Genomic DNA, 18,040 nt, shown 5'->3' with positions numbered 1-18,040 from the left:
CCATGATACGTTTCTGCCCCAACTGCAAAACCGAGCGCGCCCTCCAGGAAATGTTCTGCGAAGGGCTCATTCAGGAACAACCCTGCGGCTGGGACCTCGCTGGCGAACCCATTCATGCCGCCGGCTGGCGGCCGCAAGCCGCCGTCACTGAGCAAACCCTCCCGCCGGTCAGTCCGACTCAGGGGAATGCCCCTGACCTGCTCTGCGAAAATGGGCACCCGATGGTCGATGGCGACCTGATGTGCCTTGAATGTGGCAGCTCACCTGCGCAAGCAACGTCCTACGACGCCCGGCCAGACAGCAGCGAACCAGAGGGTATCCCCCAGACCCTGATCGATGGTTGGCGCCTGATCCGTCAGATCAGCAGCACCGACGGTGTGCGAGAACGCTACCTCGCCGAGCACGAGGAAACCGCGCAACAGGCGGTCCTGACCCTGTATCGACCCGGCGCCGAACCGGACCCGGCGATCTATGATGTGATCCGCCGACTGCCACGCGAGCACGTACCCGAAATCATTGCCACCGGCCGCTGGGATGACCGTGCCTATGAGGTCATTGAAGAACTCACCGGCGGGACCCTGGCAGAACTTGGCAGCGTGATCCGCGACAGCGACAGCGTGCACCATGTGGTCAACGAACTGGGCCTGGCGCTGCATGCTTTCAACGAGGCTGGCCTGCGCCATCGTGACCTGCGCCCAGCCAGCCTGCTGGTGCGTTCCCGCGAACCGCTGGACCTGGTCATCAGCGGCTTCGGCTCGGCACGCCTGTCCGAGTTCGACCTGGACATCGTATCGCCACTGGAAACCAGCCGCTACATGGCACCCGAAGCCATCGCAGGCGGTGTTGCGGCTGCCTCGGACTGGTGGAGCCTGGGTATGATCCTGCTCGAGCAACTGACCCAGGGCGCTTGCTTCGACGGCATCAATGCCAATGCATTTCTTATTCACGTGCTGGCCAACGGAGTACCGATCCCCGACAACATCGACCCGCGCCTGAACCTGCTGCTGCGAGGTCTGTTGGCACGCGACCGTCATCAGCGCTGGCAATGGCCGCAGGTCGAAGGCTGGCTCAACGGTATTATGGTCGAGGCTCCAGCCTCTTCCGTCCAGCAAACGGACGATGGTGAAGGCGCGACCCTACTGCTGGGCGAGCGCCGCTTCCACAAGCCCGGCGTATTCGCCCTGGCGGCAGCCCAGGCGGATAACTGGCAACAGGCCTTGGACCATTTGCTGCGCGGTGTGATCGTGACCTGGGCCGAGCAGGTCGGTCTCGCCCCTTCTCTGGTCGCTGGCTTGCGTCAGGTCGTTCAGCACGAAGGGATTGAGGACGACTTCCGTTTAATGCTGGCGCTGAGAATCCTCAATCCGGAAATCCCGTTGATTCATCGTGGTGACATCGTCACACCAGGATGGCTACTGGAGCACCCACTGGAAGGCTATCGCCTGATCAGCGGGTCGGTCCCGGACCTGCTTGAGCAATTGCAGACCGACAACTGGCTGTCGCGTCTCAAATCCCGCGCCGAAAACGTACGTCAGCGTGCCCTGCACCAACACATCGAGTTGGTCGAAGAGCAACTGCGGATATTCCTGCTATCGACCTCGCGCGCCAAGCTGTCCACGCAATGGCAAGAGCGCCAACGCCTGTTTCCAGACACCGACCATCCGGGACTGTCCTCACTGTCGGAGCGCCGAGTGATCGCCGAAGAAGATCTGATCGTGCTGCTCAGCGCGGCGATCAGTCAGTTCCGTTCGGGGGCCTCGATAGTAGAATCCGCCGCCGAGCTGGCCAGGGCTGCCGATGTCGGTTGGTTCGACTCCGAAGCGGCGACCCAACTGCTGTTGCATTCGCGACTTGAGCTGTACCGCAGTGTCGATGAGCGCATCCAAGGCTTTGCCCGTTGCGGCGTGCCGGTAGTGGACGAGTGGGCCGAACAGTTCCGCCTGGAGCGACGTATACCGTTGGCCCAGGCACTGGTGTTGCTGTCCATTCCTCCCAGTCATTGGCTGGAACCACAAAAACAGCAGTACGTCTCACAGATCCTCGACTTCTTCGAGAAGAAGGTGGTGACCGCAGTGATGCGCGGACCACTGGTACGTATGAGCATCGGCAAGACTACCGCACGGGTCGACATCAATGAACTGAACAGCGAGCGCAGTCCGGCTGCGGCTTTGCTTGATCACCTGTTGCAACGTAATGCCCGGGCAGTGAACCTTGACCCGGAGAGTTTTCAGCTCAACGGCCAGCTGGAATCGCGCCTGCATGCCCTGTACCGGCAAAGCGCGCTGTACAAACGCGACACCGGTATCGACGGCCTGTACCTGGGCTTCCCTTTCCTGCTCAATCGCGACCCTCGCGGCACCACGCGTACGCGGATCATCCCGCTCCTACTGTGGCCAGTGAAACTACTGCTGGAGCTGGGCTCTCGTGGTCACGCCGCCTTGGCGTTTGACAGTGAGCGTGAAGAAGTGCGACTCAACCCGGCGTTGGAAAGCGTGCTCGGCGCCGAAACCTGCAAACGCTGGCGCAAGACCGCCGATGAACTGCTCGGCCGCTCGTCAATTCGTGCGGCGGATGTGATGGACGCCTTCGGCATGCTCGCCACCATCCGCTCACGCACCCTTGGCAACCTGCCCGCGAGCACCGTGGAGATCGCGCCCTACCAAGACGAGCTGGACTGCGCGGCGGTGCTGTTTCACGTGACCTTCATGGGGCAAGCCATTGGTGAAGACCTGCGCCAACTGAAAACCCTGTCGCCCGCCGGTACCGGCCTGGAAACGGCGTTGCGCCTCAAGACCGCCGATGAAACCGCGCACGCGGCACCACCAGGCGAGCTGCAACGCTACTTCACCGTGGCCAGCGATCCCTCCCAGGAAGCGGCCGTGATCCAGGCCCGACAAAGCCCGGGACTGCTGGTCGAGGGGCCGCCCGGAACCGGCAAGAGCCAGACCATCGTGAACATGGTCGCCGACGCCATCGGCCGCCAGCGCAGCTTACTCATCGTCTGTCAGAAGCATGCTGCGCTGGAGGTCGTGTACAAACGCCTGGTCGCCGAAGGCCTTGGCCAACGCATCGTCATGCTCAATGACGTCAACCGCGACCGCGAACCCGTCATTCGCAATATTCGCGAACAACTGGAAAGCCTGTTCACGAACGGCAGCCAGCCGCAGGGCTGGCAGCGCCAGCGCGAACAGGTCGCGGCCCGCATCGAGGCCCTGGAGGGCGAGCTCGACCGCTTCCACCAGAGTCTGCATCGCCTGGATGAAAATACCGGCCTCAGTTATCGCAGGCTGCTCGGCGAGTTGATTGAATTGGAATCCGGCCCGGCCCCGCTCGAGTTTCCGGCCCTGCGCCAACGCCTGGCCTCCCTGGACCTCGCTAGCCTGACCCGTTTGGAAGAAAGCTGCGCCCCTCTGATTCGCCTGTGGTTACCCGCACGCTATGAAGGCAGTCCATTGGCCCAGTTGCAGTCGTTCGCCGCCGACCGGGCGACTTTGCAGGCTTTCACCGACAATCTGCACAGCTTCACCCAAGCCGAACACAACCGTCAGGCCACGCTGCAAGCACACCCTGCCAGCTTCGAAATCGACGACCCGGCGCCATACCGTAACTGGATAGCGGCCCATGTCGCAGCCCTGCTCGACCTGAAGCAAGAGCAACGTCTGCGCCTTGCGCGGTGGCTACCGCTTTTCCGCAGCCGCGAAGCGGGCCAACCCCCACGGGGAGAGTCGATTCTCGGCGAACTACAGCAACTGGACCAGCAACTCGGCCAACTGGATCAGGACCACTACGCCCCCGCCTTGTCACCGGCCCTCTGCCTGCTCGAAAACAAGGCCCTCAGGCACCTGGATCAAGACTGTACCAAGGTTATGGCTGCCCGGTCCTGGTTGGCGAACATCAATCCGCTGCATCTGCTGCGGCGCAAGCGACTGCGCAACTTTCTTCAGGATCAGGGGGAAAGCCGTGTTAGTGAAGCGCTACCAACCCTACAGGCAGCCATCCGCCTTGAAAGCCAGTGGCGACCATTGCGCGCCGAGCTGGGCACCCTGCACCAGGCGTTGGAACTGGAAGCTGTGAGTCGGCAAGCCTGCCTGGAATTGATCAGCTTCGTGAAGAGCGACATCCGTCACCTGCTGGAAATCCAGGCGCTGGCCATGGCGTTGGCGCAATCGCCTCGCGCCCGGCAGGCCGACGAGGCCGCCCTCGCCGGCGACAAACAACATCTCGAGGCGTTGCTCAGCGATCTCGATGCTTCGCTGATGCGCCATGGCGTTCGCCAATCCAGCCTCGAGCAACTCAAGATCCTCGGCGACTGGCTGGGCGATGAGCTGGTGCAGCAACTGCAGCACGCCATCGAGCACAATCTGAGCAATCAACTGTCTCTTGATCGGCTGCATGAAGCGCTGCCCTTCCTGGCCGCCTACCAGGCATTCCGCAGGCGCGCCACTCAGTTGACAGCAGCCGACCTGGAGCTGCTCGCATTGCTGCGCCAACGCCAAGAACAGTTGGACAACATTGCGCCCGAGCAGCTTGAAGCCGCGGTGCGGCGCCTACTCAACCGCGAAGCTCGACTGGGTTGGAAACACCGCGTCGAGCAAACCAATCCCGAACTGCTGTTCAGCCAGGACGAAGCCCGTGCCAAAGTCGCCAGCCTCGCGCAAGCCGATGCGCAGATGCGGCTGCTCAATCGCGAGCTGCTGGCCAAAGCCATCAACCTTGATCACCTGGGTAACCGCAAACAATGGGAGGATGTCACTCGCCTGACTGGCAAACGCTCACGACGACTGCGCGAATTCATTGAACTGGGCAGTAACTTAGGCCTGATGAGCCTACGCCCGGTGTGGTTGATGAACCCGGACGTCGCCAGCCGTGTGCTACCGCTCAAGGCAGGCCTGTTCGATACCGTTATCTACGACGAAGCCTCACAGATGCCGGTTGAGTTCGCCCTGCCAACCCTGTTCCGCGGCCAGGTCACTGTTGTCAGCGGCGACGAGAAGCAAATGCCGCCGACGGCATTCTTTTCCAGTCGCATCGAAAGCGACGAAGCCGAAGTGTTTGACGGCGACGAACCTGATGAAGATGCGGATGAGGAACAGCGCGAAGCGTTCGAAGATACTTGGAACCGTCGTGAGATCAAGGATTGCCCCGACCTGCTGCAGCTGGCGCGCAACGCCCTGCCCAGCACCACATTGCAAATCCACTACCGTTCGGCCTACCGTGAACTGATCGGATTTTCCAACGCCTCGTTCTATGGCAATCGCCTGAACGTTCCGGTCCGTCACCCGCTAGCGAGCATCCAGCGCATCAAGCCGCTGGAGCTGATCCAGGTCGGTGGGCTGTATCAGAACCAGAGTAACGCCCAAGAAGCCGAACGGGTCGTCGAGTACCTGAACGAATTGTGGCAGCAGCCTTACGACCAGCGACCCTCGGTGGGTGTCGTCACCTTCAACCGCAAGCAGGCCGACCTCATCGAGGAGCACTTGGAGCAGCGGGCTGAGCAGGATGAACTGTTCCGCGCCGCCTACACCCAGGAGCGCGAGCGCAGCGAAGACGGCGAGGACATGTCGGTGTTCGTCAAGAACGTGGAGAACGTGCAGGGAGATGAACGCGACATCATCGTCTTCTCCTCCACCTTCGGTCGCAACAGCCAAGGCACATTCCGCCGAAGTTTCGGCGTACTGGGGCAGACGGGTGGCGAACGACGCCTGAACGTGGCGGTGACCCGCGCGCGGCGCAAGGTGGTAATGATCACGTCGATGCCGATCGCCGATATCTCCGACATGCTCAACACGCACCGTGCCCCCAACAGCCCGCGAGACTATCTGCAAGGCTATCTGGAATATGCTCGCGCGCTCTCTTCGGGCGAGTTCAGCAACAGCACCAAGTTGCTGGAGCGCCTGCAGACCGACCGCAGCAGCCAGCATCGTGAGCAAGGTCAGCAAAGTGATGGCTTTGTCAGGCTGGTCGGTGAATTCATTCATTCCCTGGGATGGCAGGCCGCTCCCGCCAGTGAAGGCGACGCTTTCGGTCTCGACTTCGCCATCGAGAATCCAGGCACGGGCCTGTACGCAATAGGCATCGAGTGCGATGCGCCTTGCCATAATCTGCTGGAACGTGCCCGCGCCCGGGAAATTTGGCGCCCGTCCGTGCTGCACCGCGCCATCCCGCACATTCATCGTGTGTCGTCGCAAGCCTGGTATCACAGTGGCGACAGTGAACGTTCACGGCTGCGTGAAGCAATCGAACTCGCCATGCAAGTCGAGCAGCCGCTGCAACCCCGCCCTACTTCAGTTGATACGGAAATCTGCCAATGAGTGGTCCCAAGGTCGTTCGCATTGTTACCCGCGAAGAAATCATCGCTATTTGTGAAGGCCACCTGCAACGCCTGGAGCGCGCTGTGGACCGCTGGCAGACACAGGCTACAAGGCTTGGCGAGTTCAGTGAACAGGAGCGTTCCGCCGCCCTGGGGCGACACGCTCGCCTTCGCGCCCTGCTGGCAGAAGACCGATTGGCGGAGCTGCAGAAGGCCGTGCCAGTGGAGATCGAGCACCTGCGCCGTGACTTGGAGGACCGCGAAGAACGCGCGATCATTCGTGCCGCCGAACGACGTCAACGCGACCGACGCGTCCAGGAAAACGCAAAAGCCCTGCTTGACGCTTTGCAAGCCAACCCCGAAAACGTCGATCAGGCCTTGCTGGAGTTTCTCTCACGATTGGCCAGCGGTGTCAGTCGGGAAGATGCCGAACGTCTGCTGGCCGAGGGTTTCGCCCACTTGAGCAAGGCAAACGAGGAGCCAACCCTGAGCGATACCCAACGCGCCCTGGCGCAGCAACTCAAGGTCGACGAACCCGAGGTTTCCCTGCGCGAATGGATTGCGGCCCGGGAACCGGATGCAACGCGCGACGTACGGCTGCTACGCATTGACCGCCACATCGTAGAACTGCAACTGCTGCAAGGCACTGAGCGTGCCGCACCGTTCCTCCTGGCACTGGAAAGCGCTGAAACGGAAACCGATGCCAAGCGGCGCAACCTGCTGCTCGACAGCCTAGTACTCGACCTCGCCGCGGCCACCCGAAACTTCCGACGCCAACGCGAATGTCTCGAACAACTGCAGGATCTGGCCAGCGAAGTCAAAACCTACACAGGCATCGAACACGCGACGTTGCTCGGTCATATTGGCGCTTGTACAACCGACACCGAACTCTCGGTAACCACCGGACTGATCGAGCAGTGCAAAACGCTTATCGCTTCCCACTTACAGGACCAGGCCGCCCTCGCCCGCCGCGAAGCTGTGCTCGACGGCTTAGCCAGCCTTGGCTACGAAGTGCGCGAAGGCATGGCGACTGGCTGGGCAGAAAACGGCAAGGTCGTGCTGCGCAAAGCCGCTACCCCCGGCTACGGAGTGGAAGTGGGTGGCAAAGCCGACAATGGCCGTCTGCAGGTTCGCGCCATAGCCCTGAGCAGCGATCGCGACAAGGCGCGGGATCGCGACATTGAAACCATCTGGTGCGGCGAATTCCAGCGGCTGCAGGCCTTATTGAAAGACAAGGGCAGCGAGTTACTCATCGAGCGTGCGCTTTCGGTAGGTGAGGTTCCACTTAAAGAAACGAACGTCTCCGAGTCGGGCGTAGAAACAATCGCTGGTCAGCAAAAGACACTTCATAAATGAACCGCTAACTCCATCCCACCGCAAGATGTTGCTAACATGTTCTGCCGCCTGGCACTCAGACCCGCGACGAGCTTGCATCGGGTCTTGTAGCCACCACCTTAAGGCCCAATCCAGCGTCAGGTGTAGAAGACAAGTTGGTCTAGCGTCAGGATCACCTGGAGAGCCTTGACCATCGTGTAGCTCGAGCTGCCAGCATCTCCGTGCCCTACGAGATGCCTGGAAACAGCCCCTTCTGTGAGATTTTCCGGATCGTAGCTGGCGAACATGTAGTTCAGAAGATAACGGTTGGATTCAGCGGTGAGGAACAAGGTGCCTGGGCCACCGGTACGCTTTTCCGCGCTCTCGATGGCGAATGCCAGCAGCGCCTTGGTCTTCCCTGCCCTACCAGTATGTGCACTGGTAAGCGACATTCAAGATCCCTTCAATTTCGGTGACTAGGATCTTGATGGCGGTGATGGGCCTACCCAGAGCGAACGCCTCCACACCTTCTCGAAGCAGCGCCTCTTTAGCGGCGAAGTGAGGCTTCGCAAACCAACGAGACGGCATATGATCAAGGCGTTTCTGGTCAAAGCTGGCGACAATCTCCGTCTCAAGGTCAGTGAGGTCGAGGCCTCCCTCGTGAAGTCCCAAAATCCCGCTGAATTCTTTATGCAGGACTTCCACAAAAGGAAACCAACCTTGGGCAATCAACCGATCCAGGCTTTCACTATTAGCGACGACCTCATACAAGTGCCTGTACTTGAGCTGCCTGTACAGCCTGCCCAACTCGCGTTCGAAGGCATCCATGTCCAACTGACCTGACGGGTTCATGTCGAACGCCAAGGCGTATCCCCAAGCCTCGCGCATCAAGCAAAGTACCTTGTCCTGCTTGCCGAACTCTACGCAGGGAAACTGCATCGCCATCACGTCACCGATGTCGCTCAGGAAAACAGCTGTCCCGGCTTCGACGTTGCGAGTGACGATGCACTTCATGGACATGGCTGCTGTATCCAACCACAGATCAGCAGTCTTGTCGGGCCGGATCACCAGCAAGACAGTTTTGTAACTGCTGACGTCGATGGCCATCTGCACACGCTCGGACCATGCTCGGATCATGCTACCGACCGACTCGGCCAAACGGTGGAAACCTGGCTCGTCTGAGATAATTCCCCAGCACGTGATGACTTTGACGTCCTCCCCTTTCATCGCAGCGGAAGCACTGAACCCGATGATATCCTCAACCTGCTCAAACCTGATCGGGTCGCCGATATTACCTGCAATCGTCCCGGGCAACAGATGGGGACTTCCGTTCCCGTCGTCTTGCACGTCTGACGTCATCGCAGGCTCTCGCTCATTTGATTCATCGTTCAGATGCACCTTGGCCACCATGTCCCCCAGAGAAATTATTACTGAGCCCTAATTCCGAATAATTCGTGACTCGCGACCCCAGGCCCGACATTCACGCCCGCTCCTCCTCAATCGACGAACCAGTGTCATCGCTGACAGATGTGAAGATCCTCGCCATGAACCGGACGCTCCAGCGCACGCTGTTCCTGCATCCAGAGTCGAACTCTCGCATCATCAACTTAAACTCTGCATCATTCAGTTGCATGGGAACATCAGAGCGATTCAGTGGGCCTCACTAAGCACTCATGGATAGGAGAAATCAGCCTCAACCCTATTCCTGGAACGCCGGCTTTCACCAACCGGGATATCCGGCAGAAGTGGCATCGCTCAACACTGGCGCGCCCTGGCTGCGAAATTCTCAAATGCGTGAAGCTCGGCGGAGGGGCAAGTATAAAGACCTCGCCCCCTCCACAGTCCGTCTAAAGATCGAACTATGGGCCACTCAAGATCATGGGAATAGTCGTGTTTTACTCGCTTACTAACCAATAAGCCTTGGCCGTCCCTCCTCCTCTCGCGTAGTCGATACAGAACGACATCAGATCACTTAGACGCTGATCAACCATTGTCCTACGGATCCCTGGCTGGACTCCAATCACGCAAAAACTTAGCCTTGTTGCCAAGGTTGCGTTGAGTAATTCTTCTACATCTCTCAGGGTGCCTATGACAAATGATGAAGGAGCGCTATGGCGTGCCGGATTCATTCTGTCCGCCATGTGTTGCAGCAATGTGGATACATCGCAGTAGTAAGCGCACTTCACTAATTGCCCAGCAACCTCATACACGTCCCCTACTCGCCCCCCGTTTGCTGGCCCTCCAGCACCTTTACAGTGATAGAAGTCGACACTCACTTCGCCCTTCGCATCGCGAGTAATGCAGATATAGTCAGCCGCTTCGCCAGTCCGGTGATCATAAAAAATAGCTTGTACATCCGGCAGGTTGAGCAAATGTTGAGCCAGATGCTCCTGAACCGTGACGAGTCCACCCAACTCTGCGCGACGAGCGACTGTCTTCGCAGAATTGTCGTTCGGGAGAAACTCGACGCGAATCTCACATCCCGTCCAATCGATAGATGCTGCGTCACCAGGGGCCAAACCCTGTGTCTGCAGGAGTGGCGGCGCCATCAAATTCATGCCCTCGAAGGACGACCTGTCAGCGGCATAAAAAACCGGGCTGTACTCTGACAGCCACTTATCAAGTGGCATCCAGCTGTCGTGAGCAGACTCAACCTCAAGAGAGGCTCCGGCAGTAGCACATGTAATCATTCTTGTCACACCGAGGTGGAAACACATTTCCACAGCACCATCGAGGTGTACAACGGAAAAAGCCATGCGCCCTATGCCAGGCTCGACCTGAAAGCCCAATAGCTCCCATTCAGTCAGCCGGGAGTAACGGTCACGACCTTGGGGCGTAGCACGGTATCGAAGCCTAGGGTTAGTTTTGAACCCTTGTCGCGGCCAGTTGGCTGCAATGACGACATCGGGCAGGCGGAGTAACTTGGTAGCAATTCGCACTTGATCCAATTGCGTTGCGGTGATGGGAGCATCGCCGGAAATCCGCGCATTCAATGTTTGAACCCACTCGACGAAGTCCGGAGTGGAAAGGCGCTGGTTACTCCAGATACGCGAGCTGCTACTCGCTCCCACGGTTTCACGAATGTGCCCGTTATGACCGCTGCCAAAATAGTGGCCCTGTGAAAACGCCCTGCTATCACCCGACGTTACAGCTCGCTCGGCTTGCGGCCCAGTCATCACACGATAAGTCTCACCTTGGGAGTTAAGCGCTTGACTCTTGAAGCCGAGGTTGAAGAAATGCACCGCTTCCAGCCCGGCCCTAGCCCGGCTAGTCTCCTCGTAGCTCAATGGGCGGCAATGGCCAAGACAAACGTCATCCATGATGGAGAGGTAGAGCTTCTCTGTCCTGAGGGTAGAGCCGATAAAGCAAAATTTAGAATCCGGGAAGTACATCAGCAGGAATGCATCGTGGCGTACATCCATAACCGCATCAGAGAAAATCCACTGTGGTGGCGTTTCGTCAGCCGTCAGTACCAGCGAAATGCTTCCGTCAGCTGTCGCCCATTGTTTCGCAATCCGCAGGTTACGACCGACCGTTGAGTCCAGACGAAGAAAGTCTGGAGCCTCTTCGCAATGAAAAATCCGGACGTGCGCGTACAGATTGAGGGACAACGGTGAGACCGCATCGTAGTCTGACTCGGCTTGTCTGCGGACAGGCAGGCTATCAATGAACTCTTGATCTAGAACGTTGGCTTGGATTTGATCATGCGCCGCCTCGTCAATCATTTGCGCCAAGTTCACCCCCTCCTTGAGCAGAGAAGCGGTGGCCTCCTGAACCCTGGAGGTCGGCGCAATGAGTGTGGGCCTTCCCGTCGCTGCATCCATGCGCGCAAAACGCCCGATAAACTGGATGGTTGGCACCAGTGATTTGTGCGGAGCATGTAGTGCCGCGACCTTGAGTTTAGGGAAGTCATACCCTTCGCCAAACATGTCCACGCACACGATGCCATCCAGTTCTCCCGATCTAAGTTTCGCCTCAACCTGATCCTGCCTTCGCTTCGTCAATCGACTATTGATTGCCTCTACAGCAAGGCCCAACCCATGATAGAGCGGCACAAGATCCTTGGCCGCTTGGATGCTGGAAGCTCTGACGAATATTCGATGATCGTAGCCATTAGCTCTGTCTTCGGTGAACTGCTCCACCGCAACCCGTGCTATAGCTCGGTCTACCTCGGCGTCGTTCAGTTCGTCATCAACAGGAACAGCGCGGAACGTCACCGGATCAAATGCACCTTCATCAATCGCCCGCATGACGGGGTATCGGTAGATGAGTTTGCCTGGAATAACGCGGTGGTCGCTACGAAATGGAGTTGCAGTCAAGAATACGAATTTGGATGCCGTCAGGTGTTGGAGGTAGGCGATCCATGAGTTGGCTGGGGCGTGATGTGCCTCGTCGAAAATCACCAGATCAAATAGGTCTGCAGGCGGGGGATAATCGTAAATGGGTGATGAGCTACTTGGCGTCGAAACCACAACGTCATAGCGCTCAAGCGATCGCCATTCTGCGACTGACCCAACTCTGCCGACGTGTAGAAGGACTTCTGGCAACATGCAATCATCTGGAAGAGCACCAATGCGTCGTAGCGTGGAAAGCTCGGAAAGATGCGAGGAGACCTGCTTCCTCAAAGCGTCATTTGGCTCTACGATCAGGACACGTCTGGCCTTTAACAAATATGGAAGCGCCATCATCAGTGACGTCTTCCCGTATCCTGTAGGCAAGCACACCAATGCGGGATCGTCTTGCGCCGAAAAGTGCGCCAATACCGCATGTAAGGCCCCCAACTGGCCAGGCCTGAAACCTCGGTTGGGTTCACGATGCTGTTGGAAGAGATTCAGCGCGCTCGCCTGCTCCTGGAAAAACGCCATACCAATCCCTCCATGGAAATTAAGAAGTCCTAATCCTAATCGCAGGGAGGCTGAAGGCAAAGGGCCGCTACGTAGCTGAGACCACAATCCAATTGAAGGTAGGGGTAGTCTTCTCAAGTTTTTATAGCAGCTACAATATTCCCCCACGCTGCTGCCCCTATAGACACCATGTGCCTTTTTTACCCGATCCACCTTGCTTGGCAACGGCTTAAGACTCGACGAAATAATCCGCGGGGCACGATTCAAACCCATCGAAGCAGGATCATGGTCGCCCAGCCAGGACTGACAGTAAAAAGCCGTACAGCTGATCAGAGTCGATGCTTGCGGCAGCCGTGGATTACCTCAAGGAGACGATAGGCTGCGATATGAACATCATGTGCAGCCTGTGAGCCAGAGGTGTCTCGTTGATAGAATCTCAACCAATGGCATCGTCATGCCCTGATAGCATCCATAAAAATTTCATGCGAAGGAACATCCAGTGATAAGGACTTCAAGAGCAAAGAAACCTCCAGCTTTCCTGAGATCGCAGCAGGTTCATGAGCAGCGTCTGCAAATTCTTAACTATCTCAGGCGTGGAGAATCAGAGCGCAGAGAGCGCCGCGATGGCCTCAATGAAGACCTTTTCTTTGATTCGGAGTTGCGATTCGAACTGGAAAACACATTCAAAGGTAAATGTGCCTTCTGCGAGACCGGCTTAGGAGCGCGGGGCCTTACACTTCATTTGAGACCGCTGCGCTTTGTACAGGGTGGTGAACAACATGAGCTGGACTATTACCTCTGGCTCGCATTTGAATGGAGGAATTTATTCTACGCCTGCGACTACTGCGCAAAAGCCAAAGGCAATCATTTTCCAGTAGAAGGAAACCGGGGGGATTTCAGGGCTACGTTTGATGAGGTGGTTAAACAAGAATCAGCTTTACTCATTGACCCTACTGCGGAAGATCCTGGTAAACATCTGAGCTTTTTAATCAATGGCTCGGTGACTGCCCTATCACCAAAAGGCTTCGAAACTATTTCGATCTTCTCGCTGAACCGCCCAGAGCTTAAATCTGAGCGAAATAAAATCATCGACGAGATGATCGCAATCTTAGAATCAAGGGCATCAGCCTATAGACAGCTCGACATTTGGGTGAATTCTAGCCGCCCACATTTTGGCGCTGCTCTGCAGGTGTTAAAACGAATTGCGAAATCCTGGTTTCCCAATCGATCTTCGATCAAAGGAAGCGGCGATACTTTTGTCAGTAACTTCACAGAACGGCTGAATCTCGCAGACAACGACGACTTAGGTAGGCTTCAAGCAGCGATCCAAACCGAGCGCAGAGCAGAGCAGGCCGATTCTTCCAGTAACGATGATCTCATCATGTTTCGCAGAACGGCATTATCCTCCCCCATTAGGCCAATCGCTCGGGAGCTTGCCACCATCAGCCTCTCCCACTTCAAAGCAATTGACGATTTGCATCTAGAGTTCGCGAGTACTCGCGCTTCGAAGGCAGGCATGCCGGCGATGATGATCCTTGGAGAAAACTCGACAGGTAAGTCCAGTATTTTAGCTGCTATTGCCCTGGCACTCATCGGGCGTCGTGAAGCCGAAAAGCTGAAAAAAATTCTACCAGGCCTGGTCCAAAGCCCCGACACCGACAGCTTTGATCAACTGGACGAACACGAAGTGGTTGTGGAGATAAATTTCTTCTTCGAAAAAAAACCGGCGACTTTCAAGTATGACCCGACAAGCCGAGCAGTGAGCGGCACCGAAGACCCAGCAATGATCGTTCTGGGCTACGGCGCGCGACGCTTTTTCGACCAGAGAGTCAAGGAACATGCTGCGGGCGCAGCTGCACGCGTCAAAACCTTATTCGACCCCTTGGCTACTATCCCTTTCCCCGGTGACTGGCTCAGGGCGCAAACGGGCAGGCGTTTCGATACTGTTTCAGCGGCACTGCGCGTCGTTCTAGCGCTGAATGATGACGATGAGCTCATTGTCGAACCCGATCGATTAGCTGTGCGTGCGAACGGGAGGGTCACACCTATTGATGCTTTAAGCGAAGGCTACCGGTCGGTATTTGTCATGACAGTAGACATCATTCGCGAGCTTCTGAATCACTGGGAACATCTTGAAGAAGCCCAGGCTGTCGTGCTAATCGATGAGCTTGAAACCCATCTGCACCCACGCTGGAAAATGCAGGTGATGACATCACTACGCAAAGTCCTGCCCCGTGTTCAATTTATTGTCACGACACACGATCCACTCTGTATTCGCGGAATGGATGATGGCGAGGTAGTTGTGCTACAGCGTGATCAGCAAAACCAGATCCGTGCGCTTGAGGACCTACCGCAGGTAAGCGGTATGACTGCGGAGCAATTGCTGACATCCGATTACTTCGGGTTAGCCAGTACATCCGACCCATCGACCGAAATCGCTCTCGCTACCATCGCGGGCGACGTCGCAAGGCGCTCACGTGACGAAGGGAAGGTAGAAATAGCATTGGCCGCTTCCACCACGGAGCTCGTGGGGCGCTTGACTATTGGAGACACACCAACACAGCAAGTTATTCAGAACGCCTTGACGATGTATCTGGAGCAGCGTGAATCCAGAAATGGGCAACCTCGTCCGAAGCTCAGGGCGGAAGCGGTAGAAGCCGTACTCAAAGCTTTATCGGGTGAGGGCAACTGACGCTATGCGCTACGTGGATCGATTATCCGTTGTTGCACCTGAGTCGCTCTGCAACCCAAGCGACAATGTTAAGGCAGAGATGGATGCGGCCGAAATTTTCTACCAAACCTACGACCCGACCGCCCCGGGTGCCAAGGCATTCGAATTCAAAGAATACAAACCTTTTGAGGTGCAGTCTCGGCTAAGGATTTTATTCCACAATAAATGCGCTTATTGCGAGGCGGAGATTCTCGATGATATGGATGTTGAGCATTTCCGCCCAAAAGGCGCAGTAACGGAGGATCCTAACCATCATGGATATTGGTGGTTAGCTCACACTTGGAGCAACCTGCTGGCCTCGTGTAGCCATTGCAATCAGAAAAGACGTCAGCACCTCGTCACCGAGGCTATGACGGAGGAGCAATTTCTTGCTCTCCAAGCCAAGGAACCGAAGACCTCATACGGAAAAATGAATCAGTTTCCCATTGATGGTGTGCGAGCGACTTACACTGCCCAAGACATCACCATCGAGAGACCGCGCCTGATCAATCCTACGGATGAAGATCCAGAGCCATTTTTCAAATGGTCATCGGAAGGCCTCTATAGCATTATTCTGGCAAAACCAACCGATGCTTTAGATGCCGCTCGAGCCCTAAGCAGCATCAGCGTATTCGCCCTCAATCGACTCTGGCTCGTCCAAAGTCGAACAAATCGACTAAATGAACTCCGTGTCCAGAGACACCAAATTTTAGATGCCCTTGAGAAAGATGCAGCAATGCCTGGCCATACTGATCACCTCGACAAAGCGCTCCTAAAAGTGAGAGCGCTGCGAGAGCTCCATGGCGAGGGCAAACCGTACTCAGCAATGGTCAAAGCTTTCGTCGACGAGTTCCAGGCGGAGCTATTGGCTCGGTTGTAAAGACTGGTAGAGCCCTAACCTAAGATTGATTGAAGAGTGACTCGGCTTTACTGATGGCGGCGGTGGGCTGGGCGCTGATTTTCGGGAAAGGCCTCCCTGAATCACGTCGATTGCATTTCTAATGCTCAGCGCAACGTTTAGTTACGAAGCCCACAGGAGGGATGACCTGCACGGCATCCCTCTTGCAGTAATTGATGATTAATTTGAGAAACTTGGAATTATGTTAGGCATGCGCTTACCGGCGAGCCACTCTTCATACGTCGTGTAGGTCGCCCAAGCCTCTGCATCAGACATTTTCGTAAGTGGCATCTGATCATGATGGCTTCGTAATCAGCAAGCATAGCTTTGTCCGTCTCCTCAAAGGCGAACCGCATTTTGCCCGGTGCATCGTCAAAACCGATATCGTCAGGGATAAAAACGGTGGTTGTCTCGCCAGTATCAACAAATGAGACATCGCGGATTACCTTTCCGTCGGTCCACACGACATGACGCTCTCCTTCAATGTATCGCGGTTCGTTATACCAACGCGGTAACCACTAACCATTTTACCACCATACAATTCAATATATTTTGAAACATTCAAGTCGCAGCAACTCTGCCGACTCCATGGCTCTGGCTGACAGCCCAAGAATATAGGGGGTTTACCATTCAGGTAATGAGCAAACTGGATAACTTGTTCATTTATTTTTTGGGGTTGTGAGCCCTGCAAACAATACCTCGGCTCGCTGCACCTTCTCCATTAATCGCATCATTTCGGCAGGCTTCATATTTGGAGGAATTTTAGTTCCCGTCTTTGCAGCTTCCTTATTGCTCTCCTTGGCCTGCGCAACACGCTGCTCCTTGGTTCCGAGATTTTTAGCTTCACCCAGTTTTCGGACTCCTTGTGGTCGCACCGCTCCGTCTGACAGCGGATCATCAGTTAAATTATTCAAACGTGACCCGCACCCTATATCAGATAGCCATCATTACATGAAGCCTGTTTCGTCTCAGTGTGTTAAGTGAAACCTCAGAGTATTGCCAGGGAACCCGCCGACGAAAATACAAGCAGCATCGCGACCTTCATGACACAAAGCACCATTATTCGCAGCTCTGTCGTTTCGGAAAGTCGCCAAGATTATTTCTATAAATGATTGGAGAAGCCTGCGGCCACCGTCGACTCCCTTATCGGCTGCTGGGCAACTGTTGGAAATACTGAGTGGAGTTGGAATATCTAGCGTTCCAGCTTGGCTACGTTGATTCTACAGCCTTCGCTCGTGTGTTCCGGCGCTGGTTTAGACAGTCGCCGAACGAGTATCGGAAAGTCTCAAAGCGGTAAGCACAAATCTCCCACCGACCATCGAACTTGCGACGAAGCTCCGCCCAATAAATAGAAGCTGTATGTCGTGGCCGGATTCCGAAAGGGGGTAGTCCATCGAGAGGAACCTCTGGACACACGGAGCGGTTAACATGCCGTCTTGGTGGAGTACCGTCAGCCGCTCCCGCGCCCCCCCAGCCTAACCAACGCCAACCTACAGCGTCATCAAGGCCGCCAAGCGCTACCAGGCACTGATCCTCGCGGCACTGCAAGCGATTTCCGACACGTCTTATCGCATTGGCAGCCACCACCACGATGAGCTTGCACCGGACCTTCGCAGCTTTCACCTCATCAATTCACGCCAGCAGGCCAAACAAACTCATGGCGTAGTCAAAAGTCCGCGACATATCGTGTTCTATCGTGTGGGAGACGACGTGATTGAGTTCGTCCGACTCCTCCATGACGCCATGTAGGTACAGTTGCATCTGCCCAAAGATTGACCACAAATGCTAAAGGCTGACGCCTCAACGCTCAAATTTCAGACAAAAAAAAGCCACTCATCTGAGTGGCTTTTTTCTGAATATTGGAGCGGGAAACGAGACTCGAACTCGCGACCCCGACCTTGGCAAGGTCGTGCTCTACCAACTGAGCTATTCCCGCGTCTTGGTGTGGCGCATTCTATAGATTC

Annotated in this window: 9 protein-coding genes, 1 tRNA gene and 1 pseudogene; 6 read left to right on the top strand and 5 right to left on the bottom strand. The window is 56.3% G+C overall.

What is annotated here, in order from left to right; genetic code table 11:
• The first annotated feature begins 2 nt into the window (after window positions 1–2).
• Together PSEUDOMOFG3G_RS09035 and PSEUDOMOFG3G_RS09030 are read left to right on the top strand one after the other, a co-directional pair.
• Complete coding sequence (locus PSEUDOMOFG3G_RS09035; RefSeq protein ID WP_139049672.1) at window positions 3–6,311, top strand: AAA domain-containing protein; 6,309 nt, start codon at window positions 3–5, stop codon at window positions 6,309–6,311.
• Window positions 6,308–7,666, top strand: coding sequence for a hypothetical protein (locus PSEUDOMOFG3G_RS09030; protein WP_218939000.1), 1,359 nt, complete (start codon window positions 6,308–6,310; stop codon window positions 7,664–7,666). Before PSEUDOMOFG3G_RS09035 ends, PSEUDOMOFG3G_RS09030 begins: the two co-directional genes overlap by 4 nt.
• Before the next feature lie 116 nt (window positions 7,667–7,782).
• Here PSEUDOMOFG3G_RS09030 and PSEUDOMOFG3G_RS09025 read toward each other — a convergent pair whose 3' ends face one another.
• The 3 genes from PSEUDOMOFG3G_RS09025 to PSEUDOMOFG3G_RS09015 form a co-directional block, all read right to left on the bottom strand.
• Entirely contained in the window at window positions 7,783–8,076 is a 294-nt protein-coding gene (locus PSEUDOMOFG3G_RS09025; protein WP_218938999.1) for a hypothetical protein, read from the bottom strand.
• Entirely contained in the window at window positions 8,048–9,022 is a 975-nt protein-coding gene (locus PSEUDOMOFG3G_RS09020) for a hypothetical protein (protein WP_218938998.1), read from the bottom strand. The genes PSEUDOMOFG3G_RS09025 and PSEUDOMOFG3G_RS09020 overlap by 29 nt, the downstream gene beginning before the upstream one ends.
• 497 nt (window positions 9,023–9,519) lie before the next feature.
• On the bottom strand, window positions 9,520–12,489 hold the full coding sequence (locus PSEUDOMOFG3G_RS09015; protein WP_139049671.1) for a DEAD/DEAH box helicase: 2,970 nt from the start codon (window positions 12,487–12,489) through the stop codon (window positions 9,520–9,522).
• Window positions 12,490–12,967: 478 nt separating this feature from the next.
• Here PSEUDOMOFG3G_RS09015 and PSEUDOMOFG3G_RS09010 point away from each other — a divergent pair, with 478 nt between their 5' ends.
• Together PSEUDOMOFG3G_RS09010 and PSEUDOMOFG3G_RS09005 are read left to right on the top strand one after the other, a co-directional pair.
• Window positions 12,968–15,160, top strand: coding sequence for an AAA family ATPase (locus tag PSEUDOMOFG3G_RS09010; RefSeq protein WP_139049670.1), 2,193 nt, complete (start codon window positions 12,968–12,970; stop codon window positions 15,158–15,160).
• Window positions 15,161–15,164: 4 nt separating this feature from the next.
• Entirely contained in the window at window positions 15,165–16,058 is an 894-nt protein-coding gene (locus PSEUDOMOFG3G_RS09005; RefSeq protein ID WP_139049669.1) for a hypothetical protein, read from the top strand.
• A gap of 677 nt (window positions 16,059–16,735) precedes the next feature.
• Here the strand turns inward: PSEUDOMOFG3G_RS09005 and PSEUDOMOFG3G_RS09000 are convergent.
• Entirely contained in the window at window positions 16,736–16,990 is a 255-nt protein-coding gene (locus PSEUDOMOFG3G_RS09000; protein WP_218938997.1) for a hypothetical protein, read from the bottom strand.
• A gap of 263 nt (window positions 16,991–17,253) precedes the next feature.
• Between PSEUDOMOFG3G_RS09000 and PSEUDOMOFG3G_RS28330 the strand changes: the two genes are divergently transcribed.
• The gene (locus PSEUDOMOFG3G_RS28330; RefSeq protein WP_139049668.1) at window positions 17,254–17,373 is read left to right on the top strand and encodes a helix-turn-helix domain-containing protein; all 120 of its coding nucleotides are present in this window, start codon (window positions 17,254–17,256) and stop codon (window positions 17,371–17,373) included.
• A 206-nt stretch (window positions 17,374–17,579) separates the two neighbouring features.
• Window positions 17,580–17,825: pseudogene (locus PSEUDOMOFG3G_RS08990) on the top strand (type II toxin-antitoxin system RelE/ParE family toxin); the annotation flags it as partial.
• A 111-nt stretch (window positions 17,826–17,936) separates the two neighbouring features.
• On the opposite strand, the gene PSEUDOMOFG3G_RS08985 reads toward PSEUDOMOFG3G_RS08990, so the two are convergent.
• A tRNA-Gly gene (locus tag PSEUDOMOFG3G_RS08985) sits at window positions 17,937–18,012 on the bottom strand.
• Between the last annotated feature and the right edge of the window lie 28 nt (window positions 18,013–18,040).

It is taken from the genome of Pseudomonas sp. FG-3G (assembly GCF_901007645.1).
GTDB lineage: Bacteria > Pseudomonadota > Gammaproteobacteria > Pseudomonadales > Pseudomonadaceae > Aquipseudomonas > Aquipseudomonas rhizophila.
This window is presented reverse-complemented; position numbering and strand designations above follow the sequence as displayed.